Origin of the sequence: Halomonas qinghailakensis, from assembly GCF_025820815.1 — a bacterium.
Classification (GTDB): Bacteria; Pseudomonadota; Gammaproteobacteria; order Pseudomonadales; family Halomonadaceae; genus Vreelandella; species Vreelandella qaidamensis.
In genome coordinates, this window is the sequence record NZ_CP096973.1 from 1,788,362 (window position 1) to 1,800,849 (window position 12,488).

Annotated in this window: 13 protein-coding genes; 12 read left to right on the top strand and 1 reads right to left on the bottom strand. The window is 50.6% G+C overall.

Annotated elements, in window-relative coordinates; genetic code table 11:
• Positions 1 to 69 precede the first annotated feature (69 nt).
• From M0220_RS08465 to M0220_RS08495, 7 genes are all read left to right on the top strand, one after another.
• Entirely contained in the window at positions 70 to 1,824 is a 1,755-nt protein-coding gene (locus M0220_RS08465) for a bifunctional diguanylate cyclase/phosphodiesterase (protein WP_264019136.1), read from the top strand.
• Positions 1,825 to 1,956: 132 nt separating this feature from the next.
• Entirely contained in the window at positions 1,957 to 2,934 is a 978-nt protein-coding gene (gene phnD / locus M0220_RS08470) for a phosphate/phosphite/phosphonate ABC transporter substrate-binding protein (protein WP_030071374.1), read from the top strand.
• 91 nt (positions 2,935 to 3,025) lie between these two features.
• On the top strand, positions 3,026 to 3,907 hold the full coding sequence (gene phnC / locus M0220_RS08475) for a phosphonate ABC transporter ATP-binding protein (protein WP_030071372.1): 882 nt from the start codon (positions 3,026 to 3,028) through the stop codon (positions 3,905 to 3,907).
• Entirely contained in the window at positions 3,904 to 4,731 is an 828-nt protein-coding gene (phnE, locus tag M0220_RS08480) for a phosphonate ABC transporter, permease protein PhnE (RefSeq protein ID WP_030071370.1), read from the top strand. The genes phnC and phnE (M0220_RS08480) overlap by 4 nt, the downstream gene beginning before the upstream one ends.
• Positions 4,732 to 4,762: 31 nt before the next feature.
• Positions 4,763 to 5,578, top strand: coding sequence for a phosphonate ABC transporter, permease protein PhnE (gene phnE, locus M0220_RS08485; protein ID WP_030071368.1), 816 nt, complete (start codon positions 4,763 to 4,765; stop codon positions 5,576 to 5,578).
• Between the two features lie 24 nt (positions 5,579 to 5,602).
• Positions 5,603 to 6,232, top strand: a complete 630-nt coding sequence (locus M0220_RS08490) for a histidine phosphatase family protein (protein ID WP_030071366.1) — start codon at positions 5,603 to 5,605, stop codon at positions 6,230 to 6,232.
• Positions 6,233 to 6,331: 99 nt separating this feature from the next.
• Complete coding sequence (locus tag M0220_RS08495) at positions 6,332 to 6,811, top strand: C40 family peptidase (protein WP_030071364.1); 480 nt, start codon at positions 6,332 to 6,334, stop codon at positions 6,809 to 6,811.
• A gap of 51 nt (positions 6,812 to 6,862) precedes the next feature.
• Here M0220_RS08495 and M0220_RS08500 read toward each other — a convergent pair whose 3' ends face one another.
• A complete protein-coding gene (locus M0220_RS08500) occupies positions 6,863 to 7,477 on the bottom strand; it encodes a putative metalloprotease CJM1_0395 family protein (protein WP_030071363.1) in 615 nt (204 codons plus the stop codon).
• A 117-nt stretch (positions 7,478 to 7,594) separates the two neighbouring features.
• Between M0220_RS08500 and M0220_RS08505 the strand changes: the two genes are divergently transcribed.
• The 5 genes from M0220_RS08505 to M0220_RS08525 all read left to right on the top strand — a co-directional run bounded on the left by M0220_RS08505 (position 7,595) and on the right by M0220_RS08525 (position 12,444).
• On the top strand, positions 7,595 to 7,822 hold the full coding sequence (locus M0220_RS08505) for a DUF2835 family protein (protein WP_030071362.1): 228 nt from the start codon (positions 7,595 to 7,597) through the stop codon (positions 7,820 to 7,822).
• 8 nt (positions 7,823 to 7,830) lie between these two features.
• Complete coding sequence (locus tag M0220_RS08510; RefSeq protein WP_264019137.1) at positions 7,831 to 8,214, top strand: hypothetical protein; 384 nt, start codon at positions 7,831 to 7,833, stop codon at positions 8,212 to 8,214.
• A gap of 130 nt (positions 8,215 to 8,344) precedes the next feature.
• Positions 8,345 to 8,923 carry an antibiotic biosynthesis monooxygenase gene (locus M0220_RS08515; protein ID WP_030071360.1) on the top strand — a complete coding sequence of 193 codons (579 nt, stop codon included), beginning with the start codon at positions 8,345 to 8,347 and terminating at the stop codon, positions 8,921 to 8,923.
• Between the two features lie 237 nt (positions 8,924 to 9,160).
• Positions 9,161 to 9,832 (top strand): glutathione S-transferase, encoded by a 672-nt coding sequence (locus M0220_RS08520; protein ID WP_030071358.1) that lies wholly within the window; start codon positions 9,161 to 9,163, stop codon positions 9,830 to 9,832.
• Positions 9,833 to 9,966: 134 nt separating this feature from the next.
• Positions 9,967 to 12,444 (top strand): EAL domain-containing protein, encoded by a 2,478-nt coding sequence (locus M0220_RS08525; RefSeq protein ID WP_404813855.1) that lies wholly within the window; start codon positions 9,967 to 9,969, stop codon positions 12,442 to 12,444.
• The last annotated feature ends 44 nt before the right edge of the window (positions 12,445 to 12,488 follow it).

Sequence of the window (12,488 nt, forward strand, 5' to 3'; positions counted from 1 at the left end):
GAATTTTAAAAATCAGATGGAGCTATAAACATCAAAGGAACAGGCGACGTTTGATAGGGCAGCAGGTATATGACCGCACAAGAAGCGCAGTGGTTGAACCAAATTATCGCAACAGAAGAGCTCCATGTGCTGTTTCAGCCTATTGTGGATGCCAATCAGCAGGCTATTTATGGCTATGAAGCCCTTATTCGCGGCCCTAAAACATCGCCACTGCATTCGCCATTACGCCTGTTTGAGGTAGCCACTCAGGCCGGGTTGTTAGTCGATCTTGATTTACTGTGTCGACGGTTAGCGATTCAGCGTTTTGCAGAACTTGAGCTGCCAGGATTGCTGTTTCTGAACGTGATGCCGCTGACGATTGTTGAGCGGGACTTTCGTGAAGGCTTAACACTGAGTTTCATCCAAGAGAGCGGCCTGCCCGCCGAACGGGTGGTGATTGAACTCACTGAGCATGTGCCTATTCACGATTACGACCTAATGCGCCAAGCAGTGGCCCACTATCGAGACATGGGCTTTCAAGTGGCATTGGATGACTTAGGGGCTGGCCACTCCAGCTTGCGGCATTGGTCTGAACTTCGTCCTGATTTCGTCAAACTCGACCGTCATTTTATTTCTGGCATTGATCAAGAGCCGGCTAAGCGTGAGTTTTTACGCTCGATTCTAGATGTGGCGCGCAGCTTAGACTGCCAGCTGATTGCTGAAGGAGTTGAGACTGCCGCCGAGCACCTTTGTTTGTGGGAATTAGACCGTGGGCTGGCGTTATTACAGGGGTTTTATTTTGCACGACCAAGCCCCCATCCGCCCTTGCAGTTACATATGCTGTTGCCTGCCACGACACAGCTAAAAAGCCCAGCGGGGCGCACTGCCCACTCTATTTTACGTTCAATAAGTACTGTCACTCCGGCGTGCTCTGTGCCAGAGCTCGCCGAACGATTTCGTGACATGACAAGCCTGCGCTGTGTTGCAGTGGTAGATGAAGGCGTGCCTATCGCTGTGGTACGCCGCAATGCGTTCTTAACCCTATTTACCAACCCCTACAGCCATGCGCTGTATGCCAAGCGTCGTGTGCTGGAGATTGCAGATCCTAAAATGTTAGTGGCCGAGGCAGATTTGTCTCTGGAGGCGCTGAGCCAGCAACTAACCGATAGCCGCGATATCGAACAGGAAGATTTCGTGATTGTAGATAGTCACGGCCGCTATCTGGGGATGGGCAATATTGTTGACCTGTTGCGAGAGATTACCGCCATCCAGGTGCGCCAAGCTCGTCATGCCAACCCGCTTACCGGTTTGCCGGGTAATATTCTAATTAACGAAACGCTGGTCACTTATCTCGATCAGAGCGAAGGATTCGCGGCTGCCTACGTCGATTTAGATAATTTCAAAGCATTTAACGATGCTTATGGCTATGCCCGCGGAGACCACGTGATTATTTCTCTGTCACGGTTGCTTCAGGCGCAGGTAGAGAGTGCTGGCGGGTTTATCGGTCATATTGGCGGCGATGACTTTATGATGCTGCTTCCCTTAGAGCAATGGGAGGGCGTCTGCCAGCAAATATTGCACTCTTTTGAAGTGATGGCGCCTGGGTTTTATGAAGATGCAGACCGTCAGCAGGGCGGAATCCACATAGAAAACCGCCAGGGAGCAGTGGCTTTTATTCCCTTTGTGAGCGTTTCTATTGCCGTTAAGCCTGTTACTGATACCGCCAGATGCAAGGCACTAGATATTGCCGCCCAACTTTCCGAATTAAAGCACCAAGCAAAAAAAATAGCGGGCAACAGTTTGTTCGTCGAGCGCCGAGGATGCTGTGTGGTTAGGCAACGCTGAGTTTTCAGTTGTTGAGTCTTCAATTACAGGACTGTCACTGAGAGGTCATCGCCTTGTCATTTTAGTGTCCTTTCACTGTCATGGTTGGGTATCACCATAGCGGCATTGTTAAACAACCCGCTTAGGTGATGTATGCAACCCCTCTGTCTGTCTCAATCGTTTACTCGTACGTTAATTAGTGCTGCTGTGGTGAGTGCGTTTTCGCTGGCGGCCGTTAGCGCCTCCGCTGACCTCTCTTCGCGCTATGTTGATAATGACGGCGACATGGTGGCTGATGTGCCCAGCGACGAGTCCCAGTGGGTTGACCCGGACACGTTGGTTTTTGCCTACACGCCGGTTGAAGATCCAGCCGTATACGCCGATGTTTGGGCTGATTTTCTCGAACACTTAAGCGATGCCACCGGCAAGCGGGTACAGTTCTTCCCGGTTCAGTCCAACGCGGCTCAACAAGAAGCGCTGCGTGCAGGCCGCTTGCATGTGGCTGGTTTCAACACAGGTGGCGTACCGGTTGCGGTTAACTGTGGGGGATTCCGCCCCTTTGCCATGATGGCCGCTGAAGATGGCAGCTTCGGTTATGAGATGGAAATCATCACTTATCCTGGCAGCGGCATTGAGTCGGTTGAGGATTTGGCGGGGCGCCAGCTGGCATTTACCTCTGAAACGTCTAACTCTGGTTTCCGCGCGCCATCTGCGCTACTGCGTTCCGAGTACGGTCTAGAGGCTGGTGAAGATTTTGAAACCGCGTTCTCCGGTTCCCACGACAACTCCATTTTAGGCGTGGTGAACAAAGACTACGACGCTGCCGCTATTGCTAACTCTGTTGGCACGCGGATGATCTCTCGTGGCGTTGTCAATGAAGGCGATTACGAGATTATCTACACCTCCGAAACGTTCCCCACCACCGCCTATGGGCTGGCCAACAACTTGAACCCTGAACTGGCCGAGAAAATTCAAGATGCATTCTTCAGTTATGACTGGGAAGGCACCGCTCTTGAGGCTGAGTTTACCAATTCCGGTGAAGCGCAGTTTATCCCGATTACCTACCAGGAAAACTGGTCGGTCATTCGCACCATCGCCGATGCCAATGGCGTGACCTACGACTGCGATTAATACGCTAGTCGTTCTAAAACCCTATCGGCCAGGAAGGCAACTTTCTGGCCGAATTGCTATGTATCTGACTATTCGTTAATGAGGCACTCTCATGTTAACTCTTACCGGCGTTGGCAAACGTTACCCCACTGGGGATCGTGCGTTAACCGATATACAACTGACGCTACCTAAGGGCCAAGTGATGGCGCTGATTGGGCCATCCGGTGCAGGGAAAAGTACGCTGATTCGTTGCGTGAACCGTTTGGTAGAACCCACCCAAGGCAGCATTCGCCTGGAAGATGTAGAGCTGACCAAACTTTCGGGCAATCGTCTGCGCCACGCACGCCGCTCCATGGGGATGATTTTTCAGGAGTATGCACTGGTTGATCGATTAACCGTGATGGAAAACGTGCTGTCTGGCCAGCTAGGCTATGTGGGTTTTTGGCGTAGTTTTTTGCGCCGTTACCCACAAGAAGCGGTGGCCGAAGCCTTTCGCTTGCTGGAACGGGTTGGCTTACCACACGCCATTGATAAGCGCGCTGATGCGCTTTCCGGTGGGCAGCGCCAGCGGGTCGGTATTGCTCGTGCGCTGTTACAAAGCCCAAAGCTACTGCTAGTTGATGAACCCACCGCCAGTCTCGATCCGAAAACGTCGCGCCAGATCATGCGACTGATTCGTGAACTATGCGCCGAGCGAGAGTTGGCCGCGATTATCAACATTCATGATGTCGCGTTGGCGAAGCAGTTTGCTGACCGTATCGTAGGGTTGCGGGCTGGGGAAATCGTCTTTGACGGGCAGCCTAGCGAGCTTACCAGCGAGATACTCACCACCATCTATGGTGAAGAGGATTGGGATACCACCCCAGAACACTCCGACGATGATGAAACGGAAGAGAAAGCAAAAGTGAAAGCGAAAGAGAGCGAAGCACATCGCCCTCACGCTGGCCGTGAGCTGCCTCCGCTCGCAAGCCTGACGAGTGGAGGCACACGATGAGTGGTAGCGGTTCGTTGGCGCGCCAACAGGCCGCACGTGATGGCCAATGGCGGCGCTTGCCCCTGATTGATAACCCACGTGTGCGTTGGGGGTTGGTGCTAGGTGCCATGGTTTATCTGGTACTTGCACTCGCTTCTGTGGAAGTGAACTGGGCGCGTGTGGCGGAAGGGGCTGGGCGCGCACTCAATTTTCTTGGCGCATTTCTGCAGCCGGACTTCGTTAGCCGCCAGAGTGACATTATCGCTGGCCTGCTGGAAAGTCTGACCATGACGTTAACCTCTACAGTGATTGGCGTGTTATTGGCCATACCGGTGGGGTTGGGGGCGGCACGCAATATCTCGCCATTACCGATTTATGCCGTGTGCCGCGCGATTATTGCCGTTTCACGGACCTTCCAGGAAATTATCATCGCCATTCTGTTTGTGGTGATGTTCGGCTTCGGACCGTTTGCGGGCATGTTGACCCTGGCGTTTGCCACCATTGGCTTTATGGCCAAGCTGCTGGCAGAAGATATTGAAGATCTCGACTGGCGCCAGGTAGAGGCCGTACGTGCCACCGGGGCGAGCTGGTGGCAAACCATGAATCATGCCATTCAACCTCAGGTGATGCCGCGCTTAATTGGCCTCTCTATGTACCGTCTGGATATCAACTTCCGCGAGTCGTCAGTGATTGGCATTGTTGGTGCAGGTGGTATCGGTGCCACCCTGAACACCTCGTTGAGCCGCTACGAATACGGCACATCTGCTGCCATCCTGCTGATCATCATCGCTATTGTACTGATGAGTGAGTATGCCTCCAGCTATGTTCGCCGCTGGACACAGTAACGGCGCGCCACTTGTCATAAGAGGAAACGTTATGCCTGTTTCAACCTCCCCCCAAGGGGCGCCGCTGTGGCAGCGGCGTACTACCCGTGCTCAGTGGCTGCAGTTCGCCGCCTGGCTTGTCGGCATCAGCCTGTTTCTGCTGTGCTGGAAAGTGATTTCTGATAACACCATGTGGGTGTTTGTTGAAGATGCTGGCCGCCAGGGCAGCGACTTAATCAGCCGTATGATGCCGCCGCGTTGGGAGTACGCCAACGTGCTATGGAAGCCCATGTGGGATACCTTAAACATTGCTACGTTAGGAACGGCGCTAGGCATTGCCATGGCCTTTCCTGTGGCGTTTTTAGCAGCACGTAACACCACGCCACATCCACTGGTGCGTAGCCTAGCGCTCACTATTATTGTGTCGTCACGCTCTATCAACTCGCTGATTTGGGCCATGCTGCTAGTCACCATTCTTGGCCCTGGCGTCTTGGCGGGCATTATCGCCATTGCGCTGCGTTCCATTGGTTTTGTGGGCAAGCTGCTTTATGAAGCCATTGAAGAGATCCACCCAACGCCTGTGGAAGCGATTAGCGCCACCGGCGCCAGCCGCCTGCAGGTGATGAACTACGGTGTATTGCCCCAAGTTATGCCGGCTTTCGCGGGTATCAGCGTGTATCGCTGGGACATCAATATTCGTGAGTCTACCGTGCTGGGCCTAGTGGGCGCTGGTGGTATTGGCTTGCAGCTCAATGCCTCAATTAACAGCCTCGCCTGGAATCAGGTGAGCGTCATCTTTGTGATGATTTTTGCCACGGTACTGGTGTCCGAGTGGGTCTCTGCCCGTGTGCGCCACGCGATCATCTAGTCAGCCTGTCGAGGAACAGAAACCATGCGCTTTCCAAATGCAGACATCACCACCATCGATATTATGCGCCATGGTGAACCAGTAGGCGGGCGTATGTTACGTGGCAGCACCGACCATCCACTGAGTGAAACAGGTTGGAAGCAAGTGAGCGATGCCGTTATGCGCCACAGCGAAGATGGCAGGCCACCTTACGATGCGATTGTCAGTTCGCCGCTGCTGCGTTGTCGCGAATTTTCGCTGTGGCTAGGCGAGGAGTTTGATGTGCCTGTGCAAGTCGATGACGACTTAGCCGAGCTTTATTTGGGGCGCTGGGAAGGTAAAACCCATGCTCAGGTATTTGCCGATGAGGGCAGCGAGCAAATGAGTGCGTTTTGGTTTAACCCCTGCCAAGCCGCGCCGCCGGAAGGGGAAACGCTGGCCGCGCTGGATGCGCGGGTCAGCGAATCCTGGCAACGGCTGCTAGCCAATCCGCCCGGTCAACACGTGTTGGTGGTGGCACACCTGTTTGTCTGCAATGCGCTGCTGCGCCAAGTGCTGGAGCAGCCGCTTAGTAACGGCTTAGTGATGGACTTGCCCTACGCCGCGATGAGCCGTTTGCGCCATGAGCGCCATTCGCTGGGCGAAACCACCTTTATAGAGTGGATAGGGCGTTAGTTACAGTGCGTTAGTAATAACAACCTACGAATCAGTAGCGGGTAAGCTGCGCATAGGCCATGATAAAAGCACTTCTTACGTGCTGAGCCGGAGCGATGTATGCCGTTTATCCGTCTATCTTCATTGTTAACGCTATTTACGCTGCTTCTATTGGCAGGATGTGCCAGCAAAGAGACCACCACCCTTCCTGAACCAAGTGCTCAGGCGGGCATTTCAATGGAGCGCGCACTAATTCTCTCTCATGCCCAGCAAGCGATTGGCACTCCGTATCGCTTTGGCGGCAATACACCGGAGGGGCTGGATTGTTCGGGGCTTGTAGAAATGACTTATCGCGCTGCGGGTATCCGCGTGCCACGCACCGCTGATGATCAGTTTCGCGCGCTGCCACAGGTAGATGCGCCTCGCCCAGGCGATTTACTGTTTTTTGGGGAGGGCGCTAAAGCCACGCATGTAGGTATTTATGGCGGTAATCGTCAGATGATTCATGCACCCGGCAGCGGCCGAGCCGTGGTCAGTGTGCCATTGGATATCGATTACTGGAATCAGCGCTTTTTAGGTGCTGCTTCACCAGCACCCTAAGCGGCATCAATAGGATTAATAAACTGATTCCAATGTGGGAAAAGCAATGGATCAGGCTGCTTGCTCATTAGGCGTTGCTGTCACATCTTCTGTCGTTGCTTCCCCAGCACTTCGTGCGGCATTCATTTCGCTTTGCTCGCGAGCGGCTTCCAGCTTGGCTTCCAATAAATACTGTCTTGCCTGAGAAGCCACCTGTATATCTTTAGAAGACGGTTCTGCGGGCGCTAACGCTGCCGCGATGACGGTTTGCATTTTTTCAATAGTCGCTGTGGGATTGCCTGGTACGGGGCCGTAATCAATAGGTACTTCACCCGCAACTGCATAGCGTTTGCCGTCTGGCCCAACTTCGTACTCATAGCTAGCGCCGCCAGTGTAGGGGCCGCCTACTGTCTGGTGGGCCATTTCATGTTGGCGAACTTCCCTGTCAGTTTGCTTAAGCTGCTCTAAATGCTGGATCTCCTCAGGTGCTAGCGGCGTACCGTCGGGGCGCGTAGGACCAGTCGTTTCACTACTGGCGGAGGAGTCCGTCTCTTCACTGGCTTGTGCAGTCTCAGAGGAGTGAGCCTTCTGCTCTTCCGGCTGCATCCGATTAGCCTGCGCGCTGCTTACCTTAGGCTGCGGTAACGTATATGAAGAAACAAAAGGGTTTAGAGTAGAAAGATCCATAAGCAATTACCGAAGGATAAGCTGTTTGCGTTAGCATAGAGCATCTATGAAAGAATCGCAGCACGTAATCGTCGTGTCTAAAACGACCGCTTAGCTATTATTTGGTTAATCATTCACATGCCCATAATTGATGTTGTTATTCATCTATCAAAAAGTGAGTGCCTAGCGCATTACGAAGGGCGTTACAGCAATGTTCGTACGCGCAGTGTTGATGGTCGCTGGGTCATTTTTCCGGCTGAAGCGCTGCGCCGTGTGGTAGGGCAAGAAGGTGTTCATGGCGTTTTTCGCCTTGAGTTTTCTGACCAAGGCCGTTTTATCAACATTCAATCTCTCCCAGGGAGTTGACTTGGCATATGCACCATAGTGATTCAAAACTAACGCTCCATGAACTCGTCTATTCCGTTATACCCAATTTAAATAGTGCAGAAAAATTAGTACTGAATACCCTGGAAAGCTTAATTGATGCGGCAGAAAACCCGTTAGACGTGTTTCAACGTAACGAACAAAAACATGCTTTTTCGCTAGAAATACACCGTATCCGTATCAACCTAGAACATCTTTTAGAACGCTATCGTACTGATGTTGAAACTATTTTAAACAAAGATAGAGAAATGGACGGCCCTGTGATTATGCCGGATGCCCAGGAGGCTGAAGCGATTAATAGCGCCATTGATATCTATCTGCACGTAAGAGCTTTTCAGCGTGGCGAACGTCGACAGCCAATTCCTAGCCGTTAGCAACCACCTTATCGTCACATGGCATCATGATTGCTTGTATAATGTGTATCGTAGCCTTTGGGTTTACCCACCTGAAAGCAAACAGCTTGCCTACCCGGCAATTCGCTGTGACCACATTAGGAGATATATCATGTCTGCCTCACCTGTCACGTTAATGGTCGCTCGCCGAGTAGCAAGCGGTCGTTATCAAGATTTTAACCGTTGGTTAAACGAAGGCCGCGAGTTGGCGGCTGATTTTCCTGGCTATTTAGGCTCTGGTGTTTTGGCACCTCCCAATAGCGATGACGAATATCAGATCATTTTCCGCTTTAGCAGCAGTGACACACTAAATGCCTGGGAGCATTCGGCTTCGCGGAATGCATGGCTACAGCGAGGTAAAGGGCTATATGATGCGCCCCATGAGCACCGTGCCACTGGCTTAGATGCTTGGTTTCAGTCTAGCTCTGGCTCGACACCGCCACGCTGGAAACAGGCCGTCGCTGTATGGTTGGCTTTCTTTCCAATCTCACTGCTATTCAATTGGGTATTTGGCAGTGCTTTAGCGGACTGGCCGATGGTGCCCCGTGTAATGGTTAGTACAATGATGCTGACGCCTGTCATGGTGTTTTTATTCATCCCGCTTTCTACACGGCTACTTGCTCCTTGGCTGGAAGGAAAATGGTCTCCATTAGGTAGTTTGGCGCGCTGGCGCCATGAACATAGAATGTAATTGATAAATAAGTAACAGCAGTGTGTATTGTTAAAAACAATTAAAATCAAGGTGTTATCGTTCAATCGCTGCGTTAAGCATTTTTTCTGCTAGTAGGCTGATTACTAAGGTAAATAGTTCCTAAGCTTCTTCATGGGGTTCAACGCCGTAATAGTGCTAAGCTAAACACGCTTATCGCAAAAAGGATAATTGGCGTTAGCGCAATGCTAGCGTAACAAGTCGCCCCATGGAGTCGTTATGATCCGCGTTCATCATCTTGAAAAGTCCCGCTCTCATCGCATTTTATGGCTTTTAGAAACACTTGGCCTTGATTATGAGATTGAGGTCTATCAACGAGATAGTAAAACCCAACAAGCTCCGGAATCACTTAAAAAAATTCACCCACTAGGTAAATCGCCTATTATTACCGATGGCGAGCTGGTGGTGGCAGAGTCAGGGGCCATTATTGATTATCTCGTCAACTGCTATGGTGAAAGTAAAGAGCACTCTATTGATGAGCGCCGCAATGAGTGGGTCAATTATCGCTATTGGCTTCACTATGCAGAAGGGTCGTTAATGCCGCTCTTAGTGATGGGGCTAGTGTTTAGCCAGATACCTAAACAATCCCCTTGGCTAATCAGGCCTTTGGCAAAAGGAATCAGCTCAACGGTACAGCAGCGTTTTATTAACCCCCAGTTAAAGCAGCACTTGCATCTGGTAGAGACGCACCTAGAGAAACACGGTAATTTTGCCGGTGTTTGGCCAAGTGGTGCCGATATACAAATGAGTTTTCCTCTACAAGCGATTGCCGCGACACAATCGTTGACCTCTTATCCTGCTATTGCGTCGTTTGTATCACGTATCGAAAACGATCCTGCCTGGCAACGAGTTGTTGAGCGTGCTGGCCCCCTTACGATGCCGGGTGAATAGGTTTCTTTATGTCGAAGACGCTGGGCTATTTGAGTACATGCTCATCTTCTATGCACAAGAAAGGTGTGTGTAGTCTGCTCCGTCTAGTACTCAGAACGCTATTGTTGGGAGGCTGTTTAGCGCCCTTCCAGTTAATGGCTGAGACCCTGACAGTTGGCGTTTACCATAATCCTCCTAAACTTTTTGCTGACGACGAGGGGCGGCCTAGAGGCGTATTAGGTGATCTATTACAGGAGATTGCTAAGGAAGAGCAGTGGCAGCTTGAAAGTTATCAATGCGACTTCCAGCATTGCCTGACGCTGTTAAAGCAGGGTGATATCGACGTGCTTCCTGATGTTGCCTGGAGCGAAAGTCGTGCTGGAGATATTGCCTTTCATGAAGAGCCTGTGCTGCATAGCTGGTCACAACTTTATCAGCGAGAAGGTGTTGAGATTGAGGCTATTTTTGATCTTGAGCAGCGTCGAGTAGCCGTGGTGTCAGGCTCTGTTCAACAACGCTATTTAGCATCGGTAACCGAACGTTTTGATATTAATGTTACCTGGCTACCAGTAAATAGCTTTGCAAAAGGGTTTCAGGCTGTGGCTGATGGTGAAGCAGACATAGTGGCTGCAAATCATCTATTTGGTGACTGGCGTGCACACGATTATGGGTTGCGCGCTACTCCCGTCATTTTTCAACCAGTAAGGCTTTTTTATGCGGCATCGCCGCAGCTTTCTGAAGAAGTTCTCAGCCGTATCGATGATGTCCTGCGTCGCTGGAAGCAGGATAATGGCTCTATTTATTATGAAACGTTAAGTTTATGGCGGGCTAATCCAAAGCCACATCAAGCAATCCCTACGTGGTTATGGTGGAGTGTCAGCTTACTTTTTTTACTGCTTCTATTAGCACTTTTAGTTAATTTTCTGCTTAAGCGACGTATGAAAATTAATCGTGAACAGTTGAATACTAATGAAGCACTATTGTCGACTATTTTAGATAGCGTTGATGCGTATATTTATATTAAATCACCTTCTTTAAAGTATCGTTATGTGAATCGAAAAATAAGTGAACTTTTTAACTGCCCAGCTAAAGATATTATTGGGAAGCGCGACGATGACTTTTTTGATGAAGTAAGTACAGCAGCCGTTAAGGCAATTGATCAAAAAGTTTTAGAAACTGGCACTAAGATGACGGTTGAAGAACACCATAAGCTCCAAGGAGAGGAGCATGTGCGTACCTTTCTCTCAATTAAGATGCCACTCACTATGGTGGCAGGAGAAGCACCTTGTTTATGTGGCGTTTCAACAGAATTGACCGAATACCTGGAAATGCAAACAAAAACCCATCGTCTGGCATTTTATGATGCGTTAACAGGACTTCCTAATCGTCGTTTATTAATGGAATCGCTAGCAGAAGTTACTGAACAAGACAGCCATTTAAGCAGGTATAGCGCTGTTTTTATTCTTGACCTAGACAGTTTTAGATTGGTGAATGATATACAAGGCCATGAGAGCGGCGATCAATTGCTAATTAAGGTGGCTGATCAGTTGCAGCAACAGCTCCCACAAGAAGCCATGGTTGCACGTTTTAGTAGCGATGAGTTTGTTGTATTACTTAAGGTGTTAGACGAGCAGCAAGGGGATGCTACCCATAGGGCTGAACGCCTTGCACGGCAATTCTTAGAGACGATTACTAAGCTGCGTAATGATCGTGCTCTACCGGTTAGTGCCAGTATCGGCATTTCGTTGTTTGAGGGTACTGGACAAAGTGTGAACAGCGTTCTGCAGCAGGCCGATATGGCATTACAACAAGCGAAAGCGGCAGGCGGCAACACGTTGCGCTTTTTTAATATGGATATGCAAATCAGTGTGCTTGAGCGGGCCAGCTTGGAAGGTGACCTGCATCAAGCGCTAGAGCGTAATGAGCTATCGTTGCATTACCAAGTACAAGTAGATCATCACGGTGCTACCACGGGCGTCGAAGCGCTGTTGCGCTGGTACCACCCCCAGCGTGGGTGGGTGTCGCCAGCCACTTTTATTCCGCTTGCAGAAGAAAACGGCCTGATCTTGCCTATCGGTCACTGGGTACTGAAATCAGCCTGTGAACAATTGGCAAAGTGGGCAGAGCATCCTGCGTATTCGTCACTTACCATTTCGGTTAACGTAAGTTCCGTTCAGTTTCAGCAGCCTGAGTTTGTGCGTAATCTAGAAGGTTTATTGGCACACACTCAGGCCCCACCTGGCCGTTTGGTGCTGGAAGTCACGGAAAGTCTGTTAATGAATGAGCCTGCGCGAGTGCGCAGCACGATGTTGAAGCTTCGCGCCCAAGGCATTCGGTTTGCATTAGATGATTTTGGTACTGGCTACTCGTCGCTGAGCTATTTAAAACGCTTGCCTTTAGACGAGTTAAAGATTGACCAGTCGTTTATTCGTGAACTATTAACTGACAAGACCGATGCGGCGATAGTAGATACCACTATTTTGCTAGCGGTTAGCCTGGGCTTAACGGTGGTTGCAGAAGGTGTTGAGAAAAAAGAGCAGCTTGACTGGCTGAAAGGCCATGGCTGCTACCGTTACCAGGGCTATTTGTTTGGGCGTCCTACGCCTATTGAGTACTTATTTGAAGCGTACTAAAAAGCCCGCGTAGTGCTCGTAAGCGCATGACGCGGGCTTGTTTT

Coding starts and splice junctions, on each gene's coding strand:
- M0220_RS08465 (WP_264019136.1), top strand. CDS start 70: ATGACCGCACAAGAAGCGCAGTGGTTGAACCAAATTATCGCAACAGAA.
- phnD (WP_030071374.1), top strand. CDS start 1,957: ATGCAACCCCTCTGTCTGTCTCAATCGTTTACTCGTACGTTAATTAGT.
- phnC (WP_030071372.1), top strand. CDS start 3,026: ATGTTAACTCTTACCGGCGTTGGCAAACGTTACCCCACTGGGGATCGT.
- phnE (WP_030071370.1), top strand. CDS start 3,904: ATGAGTGGTAGCGGTTCGTTGGCGCGCCAACAGGCCGCACGTGATGGC.
- phnE (WP_030071368.1), top strand. CDS start 4,763: ATGCCTGTTTCAACCTCCCCCCAAGGGGCGCCGCTGTGGCAGCGGCGT.
- M0220_RS08490 (WP_030071366.1), top strand. CDS start 5,603: ATGCGCTTTCCAAATGCAGACATCACCACCATCGATATTATGCGCCAT.
- M0220_RS08495 (WP_030071364.1), top strand. CDS start 6,332: ATGCCGTTTATCCGTCTATCTTCATTGTTAACGCTATTTACGCTGCTT.
- M0220_RS08500 (WP_030071363.1), bottom strand. CDS start 7,477: ATGGATCTTTCTACTCTAAACCCTTTTGTTTCTTCATATACGTTACCG.
- M0220_RS08505 (WP_030071362.1), top strand. CDS start 7,595: ATGCCCATAATTGATGTTGTTATTCATCTATCAAAAAGTGAGTGCCTA.
- M0220_RS08510 (WP_264019137.1), top strand. CDS start 7,831: ATGCACCATAGTGATTCAAAACTAACGCTCCATGAACTCGTCTATTCC.
- M0220_RS08515 (WP_030071360.1), top strand. CDS start 8,345: ATGTCTGCCTCACCTGTCACGTTAATGGTCGCTCGCCGAGTAGCAAGC.
- M0220_RS08520 (WP_030071358.1), top strand. CDS start 9,161: ATGATCCGCGTTCATCATCTTGAAAAGTCCCGCTCTCATCGCATTTTA.
- M0220_RS08525 (WP_404813855.1), top strand. CDS start 9,967: ATGGCTGAGACCCTGACAGTTGGCGTTTACCATAATCCTCCTAAACTT.